This window comes from Arthrobacter ulcerisalmonis, assembly GCF_900609065.1.
GTDB lineage: Bacteria > Actinomycetota > Actinomycetes > Actinomycetales > Micrococcaceae > Arthrobacter > Arthrobacter ulcerisalmonis.
In genome coordinates, this window is the sequence record NZ_UXAU01000024.1 from 49,892 (window position 1) to 72,789 (window position 22,898).

13 protein-coding genes, 2 tRNA genes and 2 pseudogenes are annotated in these 22,898 nt (G+C 64.9%); 11 read left to right on the top strand and 6 right to left on the bottom strand.

What is annotated here, in order from left to right; genetic code table 11:
* Positions 1-31: 31 nt before the first annotated feature.
* Positions 32-1,957 (bottom strand): FAD/NAD(P)-binding protein, encoded by a 1,926-nt coding sequence (locus PSET11_RS08535; RefSeq protein ID WP_203415941.1) that lies wholly within the window; start codon positions 1,955-1,957, stop codon positions 32-34.
* 73 nt (positions 1,958-2,030) lie between these two features.
* On the opposite strand from PSET11_RS08535, the pseudogene PSET11_RS08540 reads away from it, so the two are divergent.
* Together PSET11_RS08540 and PSET11_RS08545 are read left to right on the top strand one after the other, a co-directional pair.
* Positions 2,031-4,216: pseudogene (locus PSET11_RS08540) on the top strand (prolyl oligopeptidase family serine peptidase).
* A 66-nt stretch (positions 4,217-4,282) separates the two neighbouring features.
* A tRNA-Ser gene (locus tag PSET11_RS08545) sits at positions 4,283-4,373 on the top strand.
* A 119-nt stretch (positions 4,374-4,492) separates the two neighbouring features.
* Here the strand turns inward: PSET11_RS08545 and PSET11_RS08550 are convergent.
* Both PSET11_RS08550 and PSET11_RS08555 read right to left on the bottom strand, forming a co-directional pair.
* Positions 4,493-5,647: pseudogene (locus PSET11_RS08550) on the bottom strand (IS1249 family transposase).
* A 160-nt stretch (positions 5,648-5,807) separates the two neighbouring features.
* Positions 5,808-7,046, bottom strand: coding sequence for an MFS transporter (locus PSET11_RS08555; protein WP_124091681.1), 1,239 nt, complete (start codon positions 7,044-7,046; stop codon positions 5,808-5,810).
* Between the two features lie 205 nt (positions 7,047-7,251).
* On the opposite strand from PSET11_RS08555, the gene PSET11_RS08560 reads away from it, so the two are divergent.
* The gene (locus PSET11_RS08560; RefSeq protein WP_124091682.1) at positions 7,252-8,151 is read left to right on the top strand and encodes a helix-turn-helix transcriptional regulator; all 900 of its coding nucleotides are present in this window, start codon (positions 7,252-7,254) and stop codon (positions 8,149-8,151) included.
* A gap of 84 nt (positions 8,152-8,235) precedes the next feature.
* Positions 8,236-9,726: an MFS transporter gene (locus PSET11_RS08565; protein WP_124091683.1), complete on the top strand. Its 1,491-nt coding sequence runs from the start codon at positions 8,236-8,238 to the stop codon at positions 9,724-9,726.
* A gap of 74 nt (positions 9,727-9,800) precedes the next feature.
* On the opposite strand, the gene PSET11_RS08570 is transcribed toward PSET11_RS08565, so the two are convergent.
* A complete protein-coding gene (locus PSET11_RS08570; protein ID WP_238989089.1) occupies positions 9,801-12,005 on the bottom strand; it encodes a RecQ family ATP-dependent DNA helicase in 2,205 nt (734 codons plus the stop codon).
* A gap of 151 nt (positions 12,006-12,156) precedes the next feature.
* Between PSET11_RS08570 and PSET11_RS08575 the strand changes: the two genes are divergently transcribed.
* Positions 12,157-13,575, top strand: coding sequence for a phosphomannomutase/phosphoglucomutase (locus PSET11_RS08575; RefSeq protein WP_124091684.1), 1,419 nt, complete (start codon positions 12,157-12,159; stop codon positions 13,573-13,575).
* Positions 13,576-13,580: 5 nt separating this feature from the next.
* The gene (locus tag PSET11_RS08580; RefSeq protein WP_203415942.1) at positions 13,581-14,066 is read left to right on the top strand and encodes a hypothetical protein; all 486 of its coding nucleotides are present in this window, start codon (positions 13,581-13,583) and stop codon (positions 14,064-14,066) included.
* Here the strand turns inward: PSET11_RS08580 and PSET11_RS08585 are convergent.
* Entirely contained in the window at positions 14,063-15,397 is a 1,335-nt protein-coding gene (locus PSET11_RS08585) for an MFS transporter (RefSeq protein WP_160118975.1), read from the bottom strand. The two genes, PSET11_RS08580 and PSET11_RS08585, sit on opposite strands and share 4 nt — an antisense overlap.
* 173 nt (positions 15,398-15,570) lie before the next feature.
* On the opposite strand from PSET11_RS08585, the gene PSET11_RS08590 reads away from it, so the two are divergent.
* From PSET11_RS08590 to PSET11_RS08605, 4 genes are read left to right on the top strand one after another with little or no spacing between them, the layout of a single operon-like run.
* Entirely contained in the window at positions 15,571-17,127 is a 1,557-nt protein-coding gene (locus tag PSET11_RS08590) for an ABC transporter substrate-binding protein (RefSeq protein WP_238989090.1), read from the top strand.
* A 23-nt stretch (positions 17,128-17,150) separates the two neighbouring features.
* Entirely contained in the window at positions 17,151-18,095 is a 945-nt protein-coding gene (locus PSET11_RS08595; RefSeq protein WP_124091687.1) for an ABC transporter permease, read from the top strand.
* Positions 18,088-18,918: an ABC transporter permease gene (locus PSET11_RS08600; RefSeq protein ID WP_124091688.1), complete on the top strand. Its 831-nt coding sequence runs from the start codon at positions 18,088-18,090 to the stop codon at positions 18,916-18,918. Before PSET11_RS08595 ends, PSET11_RS08600 begins: the two co-directional genes overlap by 8 nt.
* A complete protein-coding gene (locus PSET11_RS08605; protein WP_124091689.1) occupies positions 18,915-20,573 on the top strand; it encodes an ATP-binding cassette domain-containing protein in 1,659 nt (552 codons plus the stop codon). Before PSET11_RS08600 ends, PSET11_RS08605 begins: the two co-directional genes overlap by 4 nt.
* A 109-nt stretch (positions 20,574-20,682) precedes the next feature.
* On the opposite strand, the gene PSET11_RS08610 is transcribed toward PSET11_RS08605, so the two are convergent.
* Positions 20,683-22,509 carry a phosphoenolpyruvate carboxykinase (GTP) gene (locus tag PSET11_RS08610; protein ID WP_124091725.1) on the bottom strand — a complete coding sequence of 609 codons (1,827 nt, stop codon included), beginning with the start codon at positions 22,507-22,509 and terminating at the stop codon, positions 20,683-20,685.
* A 277-nt stretch (positions 22,510-22,786) separates the two neighbouring features.
* On the opposite strand from PSET11_RS08610, the gene PSET11_RS08615 reads away from it, so the two are divergent.
* Positions 22,787-22,860 (top strand) — tRNA-Arg (locus tag PSET11_RS08615).
* Positions 22,861-22,898 lie beyond the last annotated feature (38 nt).

Below are 22,898 nucleotides of genomic sequence, written 5' to 3' on the forward strand. Positions count from 1 at the left end.
TGAACGGGCGTTGTACGTTAAGGCAGTATTCCTAGCTGGCCAGAATGGCCTGCGCGATCTCGTCCGCGTCGCGCAAGGTGCGTTGCCCGCTGGGGTAGGTGGGACCGTCCGCCTGGTGCGCCTCCGCGGCAATGGCGGTACCCCACTGGGTCGAGGAAAGCTGCAGGCCCAAAACGTACAATCCCTCACTCACTGCGCCAAACTCGGAAACCGGACGGTACGGGTGCGCCTGCACGTCCAGTCCGGTGGACTGCACCGGTACGCCCTCGGCGGCCATCATCAGGCGGGGCCGCACCAACCCGTCGGCGAGCAACTGGGCCAGCAGCGGCGAATCGTTGGCGGCCACCCGGTTTCCCGGCGCCAGCGCTTCCACCATGGTCTTGGCCTGCAAGGGCGGACCGCCCACCCACGGCGAGGCGACAGTGAATGCCTGTTCGCCCCGGTCAATCCCGAATTTAGGGTCCGGCCCGGTGAAGCTGACTACCCCCGCCTGGGCGAGGGCGGCCAATTGCTCGGCTCGGATCGCCGGCGGGCCGCTGGCCAGGCCTTCCACGAAGGACTCGAACCAGCCCCGCAGGCCGGCAACCCAGGACGCCTCGGTGATGCCGCCGTCGGCCACTGCCGACTTGAGCAGTGCGCGGCCGTGATGCAGCGCGCCGATGGCCATCTTGACGGGGTCATCTTCGCCCAGCGCTGACCGACGGGCGTCGTCAAGCAGATAGTCCACCACGGCGGCGTCCAACGCGCCACGGTCCGGAAAAGATCGGCCCTTCAGCGGCGCCGCCAGGCCCAGCAGGTCCAGCCGGTGCCGCGGTCCCACGTGCACGGCCAGGACGCTTTCGACGGCGTCCTCCCAGTTCACTGCGCTGTGCGCGTGCGGGTGCAGGGCTTCTTCGAGGGCGGCCAGGAACGCGGCGACGTCTTGGACGGCCCCGGGCTGCGCACGCACCAGGGTGGCATAGTAGGCCCACAGCGTGTCGCGGTGCAGCAGGGGCCACAGGTCGATATCGAAGCTGGGCTGGATGCCGGCCGTGGCCAACCGTGCCAGGGCGTCGGCGGTGAAGTAGCGCAAGGTCACGGACCGCGGGTAGTAGCCGTCCAACGCCGCCTTGGTCCGGTAGGGGGTGCCGCGGCGGGAGGCGGCGATGATGTGCGGTTCCCGGCCAGACGGTTGGTAGGCCAGACGCCCGCCAGCGGCGACGAAGCTACCGCCGCGGCCCTCGGTCAGCTGGCCCAAAGTGTCGAAGAAGTTCAGCCCCATGCCGCGCACCAGCACCGGTTCGCCCGCTGGAATGGATGCCCATTCGACGTCGGCGGGGACCGCCGGCGGAAAGTACTGCAGGCCCAGGTGCCTAGCAGCGTCCTGCAGGTCGCGTTGTTCCGGATTGAGTCGGGACGGGATATGGCCCAAGGCGAGGACCACGGACGGCGCGGCGAGGGTTTCGCCGGCGGCCAGGCCGACGTCGAACATTCCATCCACGCGACGCCGAACCGACGCTGCGGTGGTGCGGGAGAAGGCGACAGTGACGTTGGCCGGGGCGTGGGCCAGCAGTTCCTCGAGGGTGTTGCGAAGGTACCGGCCGTAGAGGGCGCGGCTGGGAAAATCGGTGGATTCGAGGTCCGCCAGTTCGGCGCGCTCGGCAGGGGTCAGCGCGGCGTCCAGCTGGCGGCGCTGGCGTACCCGCCACTGGTCGAAGGTGCCACCGGCCACGGGGGCGGGCAGCTCTGGGTCCTCGGGAATCAGGGTGGGGTAGAAGGACTGGGTGTTCATCAGGAAGAGGCGCGACTGGTCCGGCTGCCAGACGTGGCCGGGGCCGGCCGGGTAGGGGTCCACCACGTCGACGTGCAACTGGACGGCAGGCTGCAGGGCTGCGTGCGCCAGCAACCGCTCCAGCACGCTGGTCCCCCGGGGTCCGGCGCCGATGATCACAGCCCGGCGCTTCTGCGTTATTTCCACGGCACCCAGCGTATCCGCTGAGGGCTGAACGCTTGACTTGCCTGCAGCCGGAAAGTGTTGTTTGGATGGGCGCATGACCACCACAGCAGCTGACGCAACGCCCGCCCACAACGCGGCGCCGGAGCCCACCGACGAAAATGCCTGGCTCGAGGACATTTACGGCGAAGACCAATTGGCGTGGGTCAGGGAGCAGAACTCGCGGACCGAGGACCTCCTGGTGGACGCAGATTACGCCACCTTGGAGGCCAGCATTCTGGAAGTTTTGGACTCCACCGACCGGATCGCCATGGTGGGTAAGCGCGGGGACTGGTACTACAACTTCTGGAAGGACCAGCAGAACCCCAAGGGCCTGTGGCGGCGGACCAGCTGGGAGAGCTACTGCTCCGAAGTTCCGGAGTGGGAGGTGCTGCTCGACATTGACGCGCTCGCCGCCGCAGAGGGTGAGGAGTGGGTGTTCCACGGCGCCACGTTCCTGCGCCCGGCGCCGGGCCAGGAGCATCGGCGAGCTTTGGTGGCGCTGTCCCCCGATGGTGGGGACGCCAACAGGTACCGGGAGTACGACGTCGAGCTCCGCGGCTTCGTGGATCCGGCGGCGGGCGGCTTCGACCTGCCTACAGCGAAAGGCAATGCATCCTGGCTGGATGCCGATACGCTGCTGGTCTCCTCAACCGCCGACGGCCTGCCCAAAACCGCTTCCTCGTATGCCCGGACCGCAGTGACCCTCAAGCGCGGCGAGGCCCTGGCCTCGGCCCCACAGCTTTTCGACGTTCCTGCAGACCACATGCTGGCGAGCGTGGCACACGATTCCACGCCCGGGTACGAGCGCACCTTCGCGGTGGATTACATCGACTTCTTCAACCGGCGGAACCTGCTGCTTCGCGACGGAGCGTGGCTGGAAATCGACGTGCCCACGGACGTGAACGTCAGTGCGCACCGGGAATGGCTGCTTTTCCGCCCACAGCAGGACTGGACGGTTTTAGGGACCACTTATCCGGCGGGCTCGTTGTTGGCAGCAGGCTTCGAGGGCTACCTTGCGGGTGGACGGGAGCTCTTGGTGCTGTTCAAGCCGGACTCGTCCACATCCTTGCAGTCCTGGAGTTGGACCCAGAATTTCCTGCTGTTGAACCTGCTCAAGGACGTATCCTCCGAGATCCGCGTGCTGGACCCGGCAACTCCCGGAACGGACTCGGCCTGGCAGTCCACCCTGCTGGACGCGTGCCCACCCCTGCACGACGTGAACGCTTTCGCCGTGGACGACGAGGATTCCGACGCCGGTGCAGGCGACGATTTCTGGCTTGTCGCCACGGGCTTCACTACCCCCAGCACGCTTCTCCGCGGGACGCTGGAACGCCCGGCCCGGACTCCAGTACATCCGCCGTCCTGAGCCGGCACGCGGTGGTGAAGACCTCGCCGTCGTACTTTGCGGACCAGGACTACGAAGTGCAGCAGCATTTCGCCGTGTCCGAGGACGGCACCCGGGTTCCGTATTTCCAGATCGCCGCGCGGGGGCTGGTCCTGGACGGGCAGAACCCGACGCAGCTCTCGGGCTACGGCGGGTTCGAGGTCTCCCGCACGCCCGCTTACAGCGGCGCGGTGGGCAGGGCCTGGCTGGAACGCCGAACCTCAGCTGCGGAACCGGAGCACGCTCGCGGCGGCGTGTATGTGGTGGCGAACATCCGCGGCGGCGGCGAATACGGGCCGTCGTGGCACCGTGCCGCGCTGAAGGAGAACCGGCACCGCGCCTACGAGGACTTCGCCGCCGTGGCACGCGACCTCATTTCGCGCGGTGTCACGTCGCGGGAGCGGCTGGGCTGCGTGGGCGGATCGAACGGCGGCCTGCTGGTGGGCAACATGCTCACCAGCTACCCGGACCTGTTCGGCGCCGTTTCCTGCGGTGTGCCGCTGCTGGACATGCGCCGGTACACCAAACTCTCGGCCGGGCATTCGTGGATCGCGGAATACGGCGACCCGGACGTGGCCGAGCAGTGGGAGTACATCCGCACGTTTTCGCCATATCACCTGCTCAAGGACGGGGTGGAGTACCCGGAAACGTTCATCTGGACCGCCACCTCCGATGACCGGGTAGGCCCGGTGCAGGCGCGGAAGATGGCGGCACGGATGCTGGCCATGGGCATCCCCAACGTGTGGTTCCACGAGGCACTCGAGGGCGGCCACGCCGGCGCCTCCGACAACCGGCAAGCCGCCGCCCTGCAAGCCCGCAGCCAGCACTTCCTGTGGCGGACACTGGCCGGCGGGTGATAACTGCTGCCGTTTTGCGCTGCGTGCCTTCATCTGCGTATTCTTGGTGGGCTAGGAATAGCGGATGGAGACGTGCCAGAGCGGCCGAATGGGCTTCACTGCTAATGAAGTGTGGGGCACAACTCCACCGGGGGTTCAAATCCCCCCGTCTCCGCCAATTATGTTGTCCCCGGACAGCAACAACACCCCCAGTCTTCAGACTGGGGGTGTTTTGTTTGCCTGGCGAATGCGTCCAAAGCGGGTTAGCGGTCAGAATGTGTGTATGGCGCGGGCGTGTCATCGGGTTCTTCCTGCCCAGCCTTGTTGGATTCCGTTGCCGTCTTCGTAGCTGAAGGCTGTGTCGTAGAGGGCGGGGGTCCCTGTTTCTGTTGCTGTTGGTTTTGCTTTCTTTTGGGGTTTCCAGTGGTGTGGTTTCACGAGGTTCTAGGGGTCTTGGGGTGCTTCGGTGTGGTGGTAGAGGTACCAGTCGACAGCGCGGATGGCGTGGTGCTCGCTGAGGCCGCGGTGGTGGCGTAGCAGTTCTTTGAGTCCGGCGTTGATCCCGCCTTCGAGTGGGCTGGTGGTCCGGGCGATTTGCTGTCCCTCGGTTGCGCTGGTCAGCCAGGTGAAGAGGTGCCCGGCCTTGACCACGGTAGCGAGGGTTCCCCGCGCTCGTCGCAGGCCCAGATGGGTGTACCACCACGTTTGGGACGGTCCGATGTGTGAGGGTCTGGCGCCATTGTTCTTCGCGTAGGTCCGGTGCTTCAAAAAGCCCTCCCAGCGGGCCTCCCAGGAAGCGAACTCACCTGACCATGCGGCCGCTTGATCAAGATCCGTTATGGGGGTCAGGGCTTTGGCTAGGGCTAGTAATTCCTTGCCGGCATCGAGCTTAGGACGCATCGTCAGGTGTGTGCGGATGTTCTGCCGGATATGGAACAGGCAGCGCTGAACGCGGGTCTCGGGCCAGTGTTCGCGCAGCGCACTTTCCAGGCCTTTGTGGCCATCGACGACGGCGACTGCCGGAGCCGGTATCTGTTCCAGGAGCGCAGCCCAGGAGGCGTGTTTTTCCCGGTCGCACCACTGCCAGGCAATGACGTGCTCACCGGTATAGGCGACGAGTACGCACCAGCCGTTGAAATAGGTCCCATCAAGCATGATCACCGGGTGGATCTCCCCAGTCGCCACGGCCGTTGGGGCAACGTTCCAACACCACGCGCTCCGCCGCCGAAAGGTCCGCTCAGAGGCCGCGTGCGCGCCTTGGCGTTGCGTCCCGGTGATCCACGAAATGAAAGCGGAGAACTCGGCCTTCTTCGTGACATCAACCCGGGACTGCGTGCTCGACGTCCCGCACCTCGTACACCGCCACCTCGTCCGCCCGGCACTGGTCGAACCATTCTTCACAAGCTTCTGAGCACATACACCACAACGTGGTCGATTTGATGGAACCCTCACTCCACATGCTTTCAAAGCATGTGCATGCCCCTACAACCCAGACGAACACAGGCAACCAAGCCAATCCCATACACACATTTTGGCCGCTAACCCTCCAAAGCGAGCATTCCTAAGCTTGTTCGCAGATCCTAAGCTTGAAGGCTCTGATCTGCGAACAAGCTTAGGACTCGAGCCGCGGACTCCGCCGACCGAGCGCCAAGATCACGGTGGGGATCAGCGTGAGTGCCACCACGAACGTTCCCACCAGCGCGGGCCCACCGGTCCCCAACGAGGACGTCAGGGCTACCGCCGCAATGGCTGTGCCCACGGCCGTGCCGGCGTTGAACGCGGAGACCGCCAACGCAGAGCCAAGGGTTGCGGCTTCACCGGCGAAGCTCACGGACAGGTGGATAAGGACGCTGTTGGCGCTGAGGCCAAACAACCCCAGGAGCAACACCAAACCGCTGGTGAGCCACGGTGCGCCGGAGGAAACGCTGATGCCCAGGAGCAACACGGTGGTCACGGCCGGGGTGACGATGGTGACAGCACCGGGGTGGGCATCGCCGAGGCGGCTGGCGATCAAGGTGCCAAGCACCGAACCGACTCCAAACCCCGTCAGTACCAGCGGAACCAGCGCCGCCGTCACCCCCGCCTGGTCAGTGAGGATGGTGGCGATGTAGGTATAGGCAGAAAGCACGCCGCCACTTGTTGTGGCGCAGGCGGCCAGCGCCAGCCACAACTTACCGGACCGTAAGCCTGCCAGTTCCTTCCGGATGGAGGCGCTCTGGTGACCTGCGGCGTCGCGCGGTACCAGCCGTGCCACCAAGACAGCGGCGACGACGGCGGCAACAGCCAACGCCCAGAAGGTACCCCGCCAGCCAACCAGCTGAGCCACCATCGCTCCCAGCGGAACGCCGAGGACGGTCGCGAGGGCGCCACCGGCGCCCACCACACCCACGGCTCGGGCGCCTGACGACGGACCTGCAGCCCGGGTGGCCACCACCGCTGATACTGCCCAAAACGCTCCCGTGGCCAAGGCGCTGACAAAACGCGCCACCAGCAGCACCGTGAAATCGGGGCCCAGCGCCACCACAACATGGCCCGCCACGAACACCACAAGGGCCAGAATCAGGGTCAGTCGCTTGGAAAGGCGCAGGGTCAGCAATGCCATGACTGGCGCTCCCACCACCATTCCGATGGCGAAGACAGTAATCAGCAGCCCTGCCTGGGCGACGGTAACGCCGAGGTCACCCGCAATCTGCGGGAGGATGCCTGCAACAACGAATTCGCTGGTCAGCATCAGGAACGTCCCCAACGCCAAGACGTAGACGACCAGTGGAAGTTTGGGCCTGCCGGCGCGCGAGGGCGGAGTCCTCGCCGCGCCGGTACCGCTCTGGTTGTGCGTTGCCTGCGTCGGCATGCGAATGCTCCTCTAACTGGTGTGGTGGATGATCCCTGAGATCCATTTGAACCCCATTGTGCCGGAGGTAGAAGGCCGCGCTTATCCGGGGTAGTACCTGTACCCCTTCTATCTGCGAGCACGGGAGTTTGCCGCAGGGCCAGCACGCCAGAGGTGAACTAACTCAACCTCCTTCCGCCACCCCTACCGGCGTTATGGTGAATGAATGGACAATCTGCCAGCCAACCGCGCCGACATCCGTGACTTCCTCGCCAGCCGCCGCGCCAAGATCCAACCGGAGCAGGTGGGACTGCCCTCCGGGAGCCGACGTCGTGTTCCTGGCCTGCGGCGCGAAGAAGTCGCCGTACTCGCAGGAGTCAGCACCGAGTGGTACGCGCGGCTGGAGAAGGGCAACATCAGCGGCGTGTCCGACGACGTCCTGAATGCCGTGGCGCGTGCCCTGAACCTCAGTGATGAAGAGCGCGCCTACCTCTTCGAACTCGCCCGCGCCGCCCGCCCATCAAAACGGACGGCTACCCGCCGCAAGGACGATGCGGTGGCTGCGCCCATCGGCTGGTTGCTCGACTCCATGACCATGTCGGCGGCCTTTGTCCGCAATGGTCGACTCGATGTGATCGCCTCCAACCAACTGGGCCGGGCGCTGCATGCCCTGATGTACGCCAGCAGTACCACCACTGAACACCGCCACCCGAACTTTGCCCGCTTCCATTTCCTCGATCCTGCGGCCCGGGACTTTTTCGTCGACTGGGAAGGCGGCGCCGCCGCAACGGCTGCCCTGCTCCGCGCCGAGGCTGGCCGGGAGCCCAACGACAAGGCCCTGCGCGAGCTGGTCGGTGAATTGTCCACCCTCAGCCCCGAATTTTGCGCGCTGTGGGCCTCGCACGACATCCGGTTCCGGCACGAGGGAGCCAAACGCCTGCAGCACCCGGTGGTGGGCTACCTCGAGCTGACGTACCAGACTCTCGCGCTGCCCAACATCCCCCGCGCCATCCACGAAATCAGCTCGTACACCGCGGAGCCCGGTTCCGTGCACGAAGGCCAACTCAAACTGCTGGCCAGTTGGGCGGCCACGACGACGGCGGAATCGGCGACGTCCGCCAGCTGACCTTCCGCATCTTCCGCTCAGCCCACGCGTCCGGCAGCCGGACGCGGCACCCCGTCAGCCCGCCAGCGGTGGAAAGATACTCGAATGTCAGCAAGCAATCCACCGGCCGCCGTGCCGGACGTCCAGCAGGCCTGGAACCCACGGCTGGCGCTCCTGGTGGCCGCCGCGTTTTTCATGGAGTTCCTTGACGGCACCATCCTGGCCACCGCCATCCCCAGTATCTCCGCGGAATTCGGTGTGGCCCCTGCCGACGTCAACATCACCATGACTGCCTACCTACTGACTGTGGCGGTGGGAATCCCCATCAGCGGCTGGCTGGCGGAACGATTTGGGGCCCGCCGCGTGTTCTGTACTGCCTTGGCAGTTTTCACACTGGCCTCGCTGGCCTGCGCCCTCAGCCCCGACCTGGCCACCCTCACCGTGAGCCGCATCGTCCAAGGCGCAGGTGGCGCCATGATGGTTCCTGTTGGCACCGTAGTGGTCCTGCGTGGCACACCCAAATCGGAGCTCCTGCGCGCCACGGCCTTCCTGGTCTGGCCGGGTTTGCTGGCTCCCGTCCTGGCACCGCTCGTGGGTGGCGCGCTCACCACGTATCTATCGTGGCACTGGATCTTCCTGATGAACCTGCCCCTCGGTGCAGCTGCCTTTATTGCCGCCCTCCGATTGGTCCCGGTCTCCCCCGGCAACCGCGAGCGCAGGCTCGATTGGCTGGGCATGATTCTCACGACCGTGGGTGTGGGGGCGTTGGTGGTGGGCCTCGAGCTGACCAACGGCCACTCGGATTCGCCGTGGGCGGCCATCTCTGCCGCCACGGGCGCGGCCGCTTTGATCGGCGCCGTGCTCTGGATGCGCCGGACGCCGAATCCCTTGTTTGACCTGGACGTTTTCCGCACCCGCACGTTCCGGGCCATGGCCACGGGCGGGTTCATCTACCGGCTCACCATCAACTCGGCGCCGTTCCTGTTGCCACTCATGTTCCAGACGGGCTTCGGCTGGACCCCGTTGCAGGCCGGCATCATGGTGGCGGCAGTGTTCATTGGTAACATCGGCATCAAACCGGCCACCACTCCCCTCATCCAGCGCTTTGGCTTCAAGGCAATCCTGGTGTTCGCGTCGCTCGCGGCGGCGGTGACGTTCGTGCTGTGCGCCTTCCTGACTCCTGACACACCTAATGTCTTGATCTTCGCGTTGCTGGTCTGCAGCGGCGCGTTCCGGTCCATCGGTTTCTCCGCCTACGCCTCGCTGCAGTACGCAGACATCGTTCCCGCTCACCTGACGTCGGCCAACACGGTGTCCGCCACTCTCAGCCAACTCGCCACCGGCGCCGGAATCGCCGTGGCGGCCTTGCTGATCCGGTTGTTCGACGGCGTCTCGGCCTACCCCGCGGACGGCGCCGGAGCGTTTCGCGTGACGTTCTTGATCATGGCGGCGTTGCTGCTGGTCAGCACGGTGGACAGCGCACTGCTCCCGCGGCACGCAGGTGCAGCGGTCAGCCGCGCGAAACGGGACGCGGCAGCCCACGCCAAAGCTGGCGCGGCCGGCACAACCAGAACAGACAGCGCTCACAACCCCTAGTTGGCGCCGCTCAGCCAGCCCGCGCCAGGACCTTGGTACTTCTCAACCAGCTCGCGCCAGGACCAGCGTCCCCCTTAGCCGGCCTGCGCCAGAACCAAGGGCAAGACGGCCCCTGCACCAGCCTGCAGGAGCGCGCGGCCGGCAACGGTCACCGTCCAACGGCTGTCCACCAGGTCATCGATCAGCATGACGCTTTGCCCCTGCACGCCTGCGAGTGAGGCGGCGAGTTCAGGCCCCACCACGAGTCGTTCCCACACCCCGGCCAACCGGTAAGCACTGTTGCCGCCGCGGGACCCGGTGGGGCCACCGTGTGCGAGGTCCAGCTCGCCCAGGTAGGGGATGCGGCCAATGTCAGAGATGCCGCGTGCCAAGGATCCCACCAGCCGCGGCTTGCTGCGGGAAGGAATGCTGACGATCGCTGCGGGCCGCCCCGCACCGCTCCAGTCCGAAGTGCGGCTGTCTCCTGTCCCCCATTCACGAAGGACCTGGACGCAGGCCTGCAACATGGCGGGGTCAACTTCCCGGTCTTCCGCACCAGCAGCGAACAGGCCACGCAAGGCTCCGCCCCAGCCAAGATCGGTCAACCGCGCCAAGACGCGTCCTTCCGAGAGTCCTTCGCCAGCCTTGAGCTTTCCCTTCACGGGGACGCCCAGCCGGTCCATGCCGCTGGGCCACTGCAGCCGAGCCTCCAACGGTCCGCCCGCACGGCTGAGAGTCTGTCCCGCGGCGGAAGTAGCGTCTGCTGCCACGTCCGTAGGGAACCAGCGGCCAGCGCAGTTGTCGCATTTACCGCAGGCGTGCGCCGTCTCGTCGTCGAGGACTGAGGTGATGTACTCCATCCGGCAACCGGCGGTGTCTTGGTAGATGACCATGGAATCCTGCTCATCCACCCTGGCCTCGGCAATGCGCTGGTACCGCTCGGCGTCGTAAATCCATGGTTGGCCGGTGGAACGCCACCCGCCGCCGACCCGTTCCACCGCGCCGTCGACACTCAACACCTTCAGCAGCAGTTCCAGAGGGGTGCGGCGAAGGTCCACCCGTGCTTCCAGTGCCACCGTGGAGACGGCGGCGCCAGCCTCAGCCAGCGCCGTGAGCACGGCGGCGGCTTTCTCCTCGGATGGCATGGAAGCTGTGGCGAAGTACTGCCAGATGTCCCTGTCCTCAGAACCCGGCAGCAAGAGCACGTCAGCGTTTGCAGCCCCACGGCCAGCACGGCCAACCTGCTGGTAGTACGCCACCGGCGAGGATGGTGCGCCTAGGTGCACCACAAACCCGAGATCGGGCTTGTCGAACCCCATGCCCAGCGCCGAGGTTGCTACCAGGGCTTTGACCTCGTTGTCCTTGAGGAGTTGCTCGGCGCGCTCCCGGTCCGCGGGGTCGGTCCGCCCGGTGTAGGAGAGGACCTTGTGGCCAGCTTCCGCCAAGAGCCGGGCAGTGTCCTCGGCTGCGGAGACGGTGAGGGTGTAGATGATGCCGCTGCCCGGAAGCTCGGACAGGTGGGTGAGCAGCCAGCCCAGGCGTTGCCGGGAATCTGGCAGTGAGAGGACGCCCAGGCGAAGCGATTCGCGGCCCAACGCACCGCGGATAGTCAGGACGCCCGCACCCAACTGCTCTTCGATGTCATGCACCACGCGCGAATTTGCGGTGGCCGTGGTGGCCAAGACCGGAACGGACTGCGGAAGTTGGGTGATGAGGTCGGCGATCCGGCGGTAGTCAGGACGGAAGTCATGGCCCCAGTCCGAGATGCAGTGTGCCTCATCGATCACCAACAGTCCGGTCCGGCGGATCAGCTCAGGCAGTTGCGTCTCACGGAAAGCTGGGTTGGTGAGCCGCTCCGGCGAGACCAACAAGACATCCACTTCATCCGCCGCCAACTGTTGGCGGACAGCATCCCATTCCAGCTGGTTGGCGGAGTTGATGGCAACAGCCTTCACCCCGGCCCGCGCCGCTGCTGCCACCTGGTCCCGCATGAGCGCCAGCAGCGGCGACACGATCAGGGTTGGCCCGGCACCCCGGCGCCGCAAGAGCAGGGAAGCCACAAAGTACACCGCCGATTTCCCCCAGCCCGTCCGCTGGACCACCAAAGCCCGCCGGCCGCCGTCGACCAATGCCTCGATGGCTTCAAACTGGCCATCATGGAACGCAGCTTCCGGATGGCCCACCAACTCACGCAGGACGTCCAACGCCTGGGCGTGAGTACTGCCTGCAGGCGTCACAGCACCGTCCTGATGGGCGGCGGTGGCAGGGGAAGCGAACGAGGCGTGCTGGTTAGTGACCATTGATTCAGTATCTCAGCCGGCACTGACACGCAGCAGCGCCGGGTGTTGCCATGTGGAAAACGTCTCACTGCCATATGGCCGGAATCGCAACATTTCCACATAGGCCTGGCGCAGGACCGGCTGTCCGCCCGCCCCACGTAAGATAAAGCCCGTGACTAGCGAACAGACAAAGACTTTCGATCTCTCGGCATCCTTCAAGGCCTACGACGTCCGTGGCATTGTGGGCGAGTCCATCACGGCCGAAATCGTCGAAGCCGTGGGGGCCGCGTTTGTGGATATCCTCCAGCTTGAAGGCGAAACCATTTTGGTTGGCGGCGACATGCGCCCGTCCTCACCGGAATTCAGTAAGGCCTTCGCCAACGGTGCAGCAACGCGCGGTGCCAACGTGGAACTACTCGACCTGATCTCCACTGACGAGCTCTACTTCGCGTCCGGGTTCCTCAACCGCGCCGGCGCCACCTTCACCGCGAGTCACAACCCCGCCGGCTACAACGGCATCAAGATGTCCAAAGCCGGGGCCGTGCCCATCTCCTCCGAGACCGGCCTCAAAGACATCCAGGCCTTGGCCGAGCAGTACCTCAACACCAGTTCCATTCCGGCGGCCGCAACGCGTGGTCAGATCGGCGTCCGGGACGTCCTCAAGGACTACGCCGAGTACCTGCGCAAATTGGTTGACCTGTCCGGCTCACGCCCGCTTAAAATCGTCGTTGATGCCGGCAACGGCATGGCTGGCCTGACCACGCCTGCGGTCCTGGGCGACACGTTGCTGCCGAAGCTGCCGTTCCACATCGTTCCGCTGTACTTCGAGCTGGATGGGTCCTTCCCCAACCATCCGGCCAACCCGCTGGAGCCGGAAAACCTCCTCGACCTGCAGGCTGCAGTCCTGGCTCACGGTGCGGATATTGGCCTGGCCTTCGACGGTGACGCCGACCGCTGCTTTGTGATCGATGAAAAGGGCGAGCCCGTCTCGCCATCGGCCATCACCGGCATGGTGGCCCGGCGCGAAATTTCGCGCGCCAAAGCCCTAGGCGAAGCCACTCCCACCATCATCCACAACCTGCTCACGTCCCGGGCGGTGCCCGAACTCGTGGCGGCCGACGGCGGCCGGGCTGTCCGGACGCGCGTAGGCCATTCCTTCATCAAGGCCGTCATGGCCGAGGAAGGCGCTGTCTTTGGCGGCGAGCACTCGGCGCACTTCTATTTCCGTGACTTCTGGAATGCAGACACCGGCATGCTCGCCGCCATGCACGTCCTGGCAGCGCTTGGCGAGCAGGACGGCCCGCTCTCGGATCTGGGCCGCGAGTACGAGCCCTACATCAGCTCAGGTGAAATCAACTCCGAAATCGAAGACAAGGCCGGTGCCGTGGAGCGCGTCCGGCAGGACTTCACTGCCGAGGACATCACCATCGACACCATGGACGGCAGCACGTTCACGGCGAATGACGGCAGCTACTGGTTCAACCTGCGTCCTTCCAACACTGAACCGTTCCTGCGGCTCAACGCCGAGGCCGTGGACCGGGCCACCATGGAACGCATCCGGGATCGCGTCCTGGCGCAGGTCCGGGCCTGACCTACGTGGCTGAACCCATTAACGAGCCGCACGATTCCCTCTCGTGGCGCGACTCCGTGCCGGAAGCCAGTGCCATAGATCTGGAAAACCTCCTGGGCACGGGCATCAGCGCAGCCCAGGAGCAACTCCAACGCAACGGCGGCTTCCTGCCCTTCGCCTTGACCGTCCTCAAGGATGGAGAGGTGCGACTGATGACCGTGGCGCCAGCCGACGCCGATGACGCAGCGGACGCGGATTTCGACGCCGAAGCCATGATCCTGGACATCCAGGCGCTGCTGCGGCAGAACCGGGACGAACTCCGGGCCGCTGCCCTGGTGTGCGATACCTACCTGGTGGATGAGGAATCGGACGCCATCTCCGTGGCTGCTGAGCACAGCGACGGCTCGGTTTTTGCCGCGGTGCTCCCCTACGCGGCCAACACGGCCACGCACACTTGGGAGTTTGGCGAGTTGGCGGCAGACACCAACGAACCGCTGGTCTGGGTGGACTAGGCCTGCAGATCTGGGTCGCTGGTCAGCGCTGCAGCGTGCTGGTCTGCGGCTGCATGTTTGGGCAGCCGGTGTGGCATCACGGCCGCCGAAACGCCGGCCAGTAGGGCCAGCAGCAACCAGCCGCTGGCACCACCAGCTACGTCCCGCAGCGCGCCGGTAATGATGTTGCCAAGGAGGACTGCCACGCCCCCACAGCTGGCGAGCAGGCCGTAATACGCGCTCATCGGTCTGGAGCCGGCGAAATGGTGGACCTGTTGCAGCCCCACCGGCCTGACGAGCATGTGCCCAAGACTGAGCATAACCACGAACACCACAGGGCCGGTAAGTACGGGAAGTCCCGGTGCAAGATGCAGCCCGGTGCTTCCCAGCAAGGCGACGGCCACGAAGCCAAGCCCCGTGCAGGCGAAGCCGGCCCGCAACGCCGGAGCGGGCCCAATGCGGGCCACCAATGCCGACAACGGAAGCTGCAAGGCTATGGTCAGCACGGACGCCAGAGTGAACAAAGCAGCCAAGGTCCCAGTGCCCGCACCATCCTGGCCAAGCTCCAGTGGGAGGGCGAAGTAGAGCTGGTTGTAGGCCAGCAGGTTTACGCTGAACAATACCGCGAACATGACGAAGGACCGGTCCCGCAGGCAGGCGAAAGCAGCCAGCGCCGGGGATCGGTCATGGTTGACTGCCGGCTTCGGGGCAGCAGGCTCCGGCCGGGAACCGTGGACCGCTTCGTCGGCATGCCGGGGAAGTAGCAGCCAAAGGATAATTCCGACAGCTAGGAAGAGTGCGGCTGCACCACCTGCAATGACGTTGAATCCGTAACCCTGCAGGGCAACCCCCACCAGCGGACCTGTCACCGCCCCGATTTCCCCAAAGAAGACCAACCAGGCGAACAATGTCCTGCGGGGTGGGCGTTCGCCGGCCAGTGCATCTGCTTTGCGGGTCCGGGCTCGATCGATGGTGCCGATCAGTCCTTCCAGCGCGGGCGAAAAGAACGCACCGCCAATTCCGGTGAGGATTGCGCTCAGCAGAAAAAGCCAGAAGTTATCTGCGACAGCAAGGCCCAGATAACCGAGCGCCCGGATGATGCAGCCCACCAGAATACTGCGCCGGGCACCCCAGCGATCGGCAATGACCCCGCCGAAAAGAAACATGCCCTGCTGGCTGAACGTGCGGGCCCCCAGCACAATGCCTACGGCTGCCGCGCCAAGGCCAAGGTCGTCGGTCATCACCAGGGCAAGGAAGGGGACCACCGCGTAGAAGCCGATATTGAATACCAGCTGGGTGGGCAGGAGCAGGCCTGCCAAAGAATTCTCGAGCTGCCCGCCTGGCCGGCTCACGGTGCATCCGTTTCGGCAGCAACAGCCACGTTTTTCATCACAACAGGCAGAAACCATCCTCCAGGCGCGTCAGGCGGCACCAATTCCAAACTTTTCGAAGGATAGACTAACCTAAGTTCTCGACCCATTTCCCCTCGCCGTCCAGAGACGGCGACCTTGCAAGGCGGTTCCCCGTGCGTATCAATCTCCGTGCCCGCGCCCTGATGGCCACGGCAGCCGTATTGGCTCTCACCGGTTGCGGTTTCAGCGGCAGCCCAGCCCAGCCGCAACAGAGCTCAGCGCAGGCTGACACCAGCCAGCGAATCGTGGTGGACAACTTCAGGGCCCCCGTAGCCAACTGGGCCGTCGAATCCGATGCTGCCTACATTCTCTCACTGTCTGGCTGCCTCGAAACGCTGACCACCTACGACCAGGCCGAGGGCAAGATCAAGCCCATGCTGGCAACGGAATGGAAGCAGACCTCCGCACTTGAGTGGGACTTCAGCATCCGGCAGGGCGTAAAGTTCCAGGACGGCACGGCGCTCACTGCCGACACCGTAGTCTCGGCACTGAACCACGTCCTGGACGCCCAAGTTCCCGCGCGGGCCTTTAACCGGACCATGGTCAGCAGCGTCACCGCCGTCAATGCAGACACTGTCAGGATCAGCACGCCGACCGAAAGCCCGCTGATTCCGTACCGGCTCGCCAGCGTCAACACCGGAATCCTTGCCCCGGCCGCGTACACGGCCAACGGAGTGGACCCGTTTGGCCACTGCACCGGGCCGTTTACTCCCGTTTCCGAGAAGCCGAAGCAGTCCCTGACGTTGGACCGCAACACGGACTACTGGGGCGGCGATGTCCAACTTGCCGGCGCCGAAATCCGCTTCATCACCAACGGCGCCACCCGGGCAGCGCAGGTGCAGACCGGCGAAGCCGACATCTCCATGTCCATTCCGGCGGCAAGCCTTTCCGTGCTGAAGGCCGACAGTAACGTCTCGGTTGTCAGCTCAGATTCCCCCCGGACGGCCACCCTCTACCTCAACAATGGCCGGGCACCGCTGGACCGCGTCGACGTCCGCAAAGCCATCCGCGACGCCATCGACCTCGATTCCTTGGCAGCCAGCGTGTACGAAGGTTCTGCCCAACCGTCCACCGGACCGTTCGCAGCCTCAGAGCCGTGGGCAGGACAGAAGTCCGAAAAGCAGCAGCAGGACATCGAGGCTGCGAAAGCGCTGCTCGCCAGCGCCGGCTACACCGCTGACCGCCCCCTGGAAATCATCGCCATTGTGGAACGGGCCGAATTTGCCGACGTGGCCGCCGTCGTCCAGGAAAACCTGAAGAACATCGGCATCCCGGTGACCATCACAGCGAAAGAGTCCGCCGCAGCCGAACAGGACGTCCTGGCCGGAAACTATGACATGCTGCTCAGCCAGCGGAACCGACTCATCGACATCGCGGACCCCATCGGGTTCCTCACGGCGGACTACACCTGCAAGGGCACCTACAACCTGAGCCACTTCTGCAACGCAGATTTTGACCGGATCATCGCCGATGCTGCAAAGACCGTGGACACGGATGCACGCTACAAGCTCTACGCAGAAGCCGGCCAGATCCTCCAGGACCAGGCCGTCAATGTCTGGTTGGTCAACCAGCAGGCAACGGACGCAGTCCGGACCAATGTGCTCTCTTACGTGCAGGATCCGCTTTCCCGCTACGTCCTGAAGGCAACCACCGGTAAAGCCGCCTCCTAGTCCAACCTCCCCGGGTTTTCCTCATGGTGCAATTTTTCGTCAAACGAACGTCAACACTGCTGGTCTCAGTCCTGTTGGCTTCCTTTGCCGTGTTCATGATCCCGTACTTCACCCCGGGCGATCCGGCGCTGAAGATCATCCGGTCCCGGGTTGCCGGGGATGTGGTGGACGAATCGATAATCCAGGGGCTTCGCCAAAGCCTTGGCCTGGACGATCCCCTGGCAGTGCAGTATGTCCGCTGGCTTGGGGACTTTCTCTCCGGCGACATGGGGTTGTCCTTCGTCACCCGCACCCCGGTCCGGGACCAGGTGCTTCCGGCGCTGGCTGTCACGCTCAGCCTGGTGGTGATGGCACTGGTCCTTGCCGTCCTGGTGTCACTTCCGTTGGGGATTCTTGCCGGGCTGCGGCCTGGAAGCCTGGCGGACAAGGCCATCACCACCGGTACGCAGATGCTGATTGCCATGCCGGAGTACTGGGTGGCTCCGGTGCTGGTGCTCGTCTTTGCCTTGAAACTCTCGCTGCTGCCCACAGCAGGGTGGAACGACCTTTCCTCTGCCGTCCTGCCTGCCCTGACGCTGGCATTGCGGCCCATCAGCTTTTTCACCTCGGCCGTCCGGTCGGGGATCATCGATGCTGCCGCAGCGGACCATGTGCCCGCAGCCCGCGCGAGGGGCCTCAGCCGGGGACAGGCCATCATGCTGCACGTGGTGCCCAACGGCCTGGTCCCCCTCTCCGCCCTGTCTGCTGTCTGGTTCGCGGGGCTCCTGGGTGGCTCCGTCATCGTGGAAGTCATCTTCGCCGTACCCGGCATGGGCAGGCTGCTTTTTGATGCCGTGATGAACAGTGACATTCCGCTGGCCCAAGGTGGCGTGGTGGTGGTGGTGGTGGCCCTCGCAGTCATGGTGACCACCCTTGCCGACTTTGTCCACCGGTACCTCAGCCGGACGGTAGGAGGCTCCCTTGCGTAAGTGGCTGAACACCAGCACGGTGGCCGGGGCTGTGCTGGCCCTCATTGTGGCCTGCGTCGTCTTGTCGCCGTGGATTTCTCCCTACCCGCCCGCGGACCAGAACCTCACCGCCCGGTTGGCGCCGCCGTCGGCCGCCCATTGGCTGGGGACAGACAACCTGGGCCGCGACACGCTCAGCCGCGTCTTGGAGGGAGGCCGGTTCTCCATGTCGGTGGCCGCGCTGGCCACGGTGCTGACGTGCGTCTTCGGGGTGGCTGTCGGCATCCTCAGCGCCAGGCGCCGCGGCTGGGTGGACGAACTCTTCACCCGCACCAATGACGTCCTGCTGGCCCTTCCGGAAATGGTGGTGGCGCTGTTCATTGTTGCCGCGCTGGGGACAGGTTTCTGGCCACTGCTGCTTGCCCTCGCCGTCACGGGGTGGACTCCCTTCGCGCGTCTTGCCCGCACCCTGGCGTACGACGTCTCTGCCCGTGGGTACATCGAGGCGGCCCGGGTGGTGGGCTGCCCGCCGTCGTTCATCATTTTCCGGCACATCCTGCCGCACCTAGCAGCTCCAATCCTGGGCCAGGCCACCCTCCGCTTTGGGCACCTCCTCATCAGTGTTGGCGCCCTGTCATACCTGGGCCTGGGGGTGCAGCCACCGCAGTCCGACTGGGGCTCAATGCTGGCAGCTGCACAACCGTTTGCGGAGCGGGCTCCAATGGGCATCCTCGCCCCCGGCCTGGTCATCTTCATCGTGGCACTGTGCGTGACCTTAATCGGCCAGCGGGCTGCGCACCTGGCTGCAGCGCCCCTGCTCATGCCCCAGGTGATCAAGAAGTGAGCTCCACGGGCAAGCAGCTGACGGTGGAAAACCTCGAGGTGGCCGCTGCCGGCAGTCCCCTGCTCTCCGGAGTGTCTTTGACAGTGGAGCCGGGTGAGTTTGTTGCATTGGTAGGCAGTTCAGGCTCCGGCAAGACCTTGACGGCGATGTCCTGTCTGCAGCTCCTGCCGGCGGGGGTGAACGTCACTGGCGGTTCCGTCTCGCTGGGGGGCCTCGACCTGACCAGTGCCTCCGAGCACGAACTGAATGCTGTCCGTGGCGGCAGCGTGGGGATGCTCTTCCAGCAGCCCAAGCGCATGTTCAACCCCAACCGGACCATCGAACAACACCTCAGCGAACCCCTTCGGCTCCACGGCGGACTACGCGGCACCAAAGCCCGCGCCAAGGCCGTGGAACTGCTTGCCGAAGTGGGATTCACCGATCCTGAGGGCGGCATCCGCGCCTACCCGCACCAACTTTCCGGCGGAATGGCCCAGCGCGCCATGACCGCCCTGGCTCTGGCTGGGAAGCCCCACTTGCTGCTGGCGGATGAACCAACGTCCGCGCTGGATACCATCCTGGAACGCCAGATCATGACCCTGTTGGATCGCGAACGGCAGGAGCGCGGACTGGGGATCCTGTACATCACTCACAACATCGCCTCCGTGGCTGCCTACGCGGACCGGATCCTGGTCATGCGCTCCGGCCGGATTCTGGAATCCGGGCCCACCGCTGAACTGCTGGCCCGGCCCCAGCAGGATTACACCCGCGAACTGCTGGCTGCAGCACGCCTGTCACCGGGGCAGCCTCCGGGCCCGTCGTCGGCATCCGCTGTGGCGGCGGCATCGGCGATCACGACGACGGCAACAGCTGCGGCGGTTGCCTCGCCGGCAGAGCGCGACGTCCTTGTCCTGGCCGCTGTGGGGAAGCGCTTCGGATCACGCCGCAGGCCCGGGCCGAGCGCACTGGACAACGTTTCCCTCACCCTCAGGCGTGGCGAAATCCTGGGGATCCTGGGCCAGTCCGGCTCGGGCAAGAGCACGCTGGCCAAAGCTGTTGTGGGCCTGGAAACGATCGACACCGGCAGCATCACCCGCCACCTGGATGCAGCAGTTTCGCGTCAACCAACGGCCGTGCAGCTGGTCTTCCAGGAACCACACGGTGCATTCGATCCCCGCATGACGCTCAGATCCAGCCTGCAGGCTCCGCTTCGGAACCGCCGGGGCCGCACACCGGACGCGTTGGAGGATCAGCTCACCGCTGCACTGCATGAGGTGGAGCTCGACGCCGACCTGCTGGACAAGCGCCCGGGGCAGTGCTCGGGCGGGCAACTCCAACGCGCCACCATTGCGCGGGCCCTCCTCCTGAAACCCCAGATCCTGATCTGCGACGAGGCCACTTCCGCCTTGGATGCCCTCACCCAGCTCACCATCCTCAACCTGCTGCTGCGGCTCCGGCGCGAACACGACCTCTCGCTGGTGATCGTCTCCCACGACCTGGATGTTGTGCAGTACATGTGCGACAGGATTGCCGTGCTGCAGGCAGGTCAGGTGGTGGAGGTCTCCCCTACCAGGGACTTTTTCGCGCAGCCGCAGCATCCGCACAGCCAGGAACTGGTCCATGCCTACCAGGCCAGGACGCAGGATGTCGCGCCGCACGGTTCCCTCCAGGGCTGAGCAGGATCACGGTCCGCCACTGGTGCAATTCCGAACTGACAGGAACGACGCCGGCCCGTCACCTTTTTCTCAAAGGTGACGGGCCGGCGTCGTAATTCAGCTGGTGGTATCAGCCGAGGCGCGTCTTCAGATCAGTCAGCTCGGACTGCAGTGCATCCGGGAGCGACCCGCCGAAGTTGGCGAACCAGTCTTCGATGGATGCCAGCTCGGTAGCCCACTCGGCCGGATCCACGCGGACCGCCTCGGAAACCTGGGCAGGAGTCATGTCCAGGCCCTTCAGGTCCAGGGCATCGCCGGTGGGAACGAACCCGATAGGCGTCTCAATGGCGTCGGCCTTGCCCTCAAGCCGCTCGATGGCCCACTTGAGCACGCGGGCGTTGTCGCCGAAGCCAGGCCACGCGAAGCCACCCTCAGCGTTGCGGCGGAACCAGTTGACCAGGAAGATCTTGGGCAGCCGGTCGGCGTTGGCCTTGCCGGAGAGGTTGACCCAGTGATTCAGGTAGTCACCTGCGTCGTAGCCAATGAACGGCAGCATGGCCATGGGGTCGCGGCGGACCACGCCCACGGCACCTGCCGCTGCTGCAGTCGTTTCCGAGGACAAGGTGGCGCCCATGAAGATACCGTTTGACCAGCTACGAGCCTCGGTCACCAACGGAATGGTGGTCTTCCGCCGGCCGCCGAAGAGGATGGCGGAGAGCTCAACACCGTCGGGGCTGTTGTACTCCTCGGCCAGCATGTCGATCTGGTCGATCGGGGTGCAGAAGCGGGAGTTAGGGTGCGCGGCCGGCTTGTCCGAGTCGGGCGTCCAGGAGTTACCCTGCCAGTCCGTGAGGTGCGCAGGCACTTCCTCGGTCATGCCCTCCCACCAGACGCCGCCGTCGTCGGTCAATGCCACGTTGGTGAAAACGCTGTTGCCCTTGGCGATGGCTCGCATGGCGTTCGGGTTGGTGCCCCAGCCGGTGCCGGGAGCGACGCCGAAAAGGCCAGCTTCGGGGTTGACGGCGCGGAGTTCGCCTTCCTTGCCGAAACGCATCCAGGTGATGTCGTCACCCAGGGTCTCCACCTTCCAGCCGTCGATCGTGGGATCGAGGAGGGCCAGGTTGGTCTTGCCGCAGGCAGACGGGAACGCAGCTGAGACGTAGTAGGTCTTCTGCTCGGGCGAGGTGAGCTTGAGGATGAGCATGTGCTCGGCAAGCCAGCCCTCGTCGCGGGCCATGACGGAGGCGATCCTCAGGGCGAAGCATTTCTTGCCCAGCAGGGCGTTTCCGCCGTAACCGGACCCAAAGGACCAGATGGAACGCTCCTCGGGGAAGTGCACAATCCACTTATCCGGGTTGCACGGCCACGGCACGTCCTCCTGGCCGAGGTCCAGCGGGGCGCCCAAGGAGTGCAGCGCGGGAACGTAGAACGCGTTGGTCTCGGTAATGCGGTCAAGGACGGCCGTGCCAATGTTGGCCATGATGCGCATGGAAGCGACCACGTAGGCGCTGTCAGTGATCTCGACGCCGAACTTGGGATCCTCTGCGTCAAGGTGGCCCATGACGAACGGGATCACGTACATGGTGCGGCCACGCATGGAGCCGGCGAACAGGCCGCGCAGCTTCTCCTTCATGGCGGTGGGCTCCATCCAGTTATTGGTGAAGCCAGCATCGCGTTCGTTCTCCGAGCAGATGAAGGTCTGCTCTTCGACCCGGGCCACGTCTGCGGGGTCGGAGAAAGCTGCGAAGGAATTGGGGAACAACTCCTGGTTGAGCCTGGTCAGCGTTCCAGCTGCCACAAGCTCATCCGTCAGGCGGGTGTTCTCCGCTTCCGAACCGTCCACCCAGTAGATACGGTCCGGCTGCGTCAGCTCAGCAACCTCTTCAACCCATGCCAGCAAGCCAGCATGTGTAGTGGGTGCATTTTCCAGTAGCGGCTTCTGCGCCAGATCGCCCATTGCGGTTCCCTTCCTAGGGTTCATCGGTGTGTCCTAAATGTTATGGTCCGGACCACCCGGCTTTCTGGGCCCTCCTGGCAGCTGAATGTGACCGAAAAACCGAAAACCGCGGAAATCCGGCAAATATTCGGCCGATTTTCATCTATTTAGTGACTAAGGTCACGTAGACCGGTCTAGTTACGCAGATTACGTACGTTTCGATTTGGCAGGACAGCCAACCCTCGCGTAAAGTAATTCGAGGTTCAGGGAGAGCAGTTATTCACCCGGAACACAGAATGCGCCCATAGCTCAGCTGGATAGAGCGTCTGTCTACGGAACAGAAGGTCAGGGGTTCGAATCCCTTTGGGCGCACAGATAGGTCCGCACCGGTTCGCCGGTGCGGACCTTTT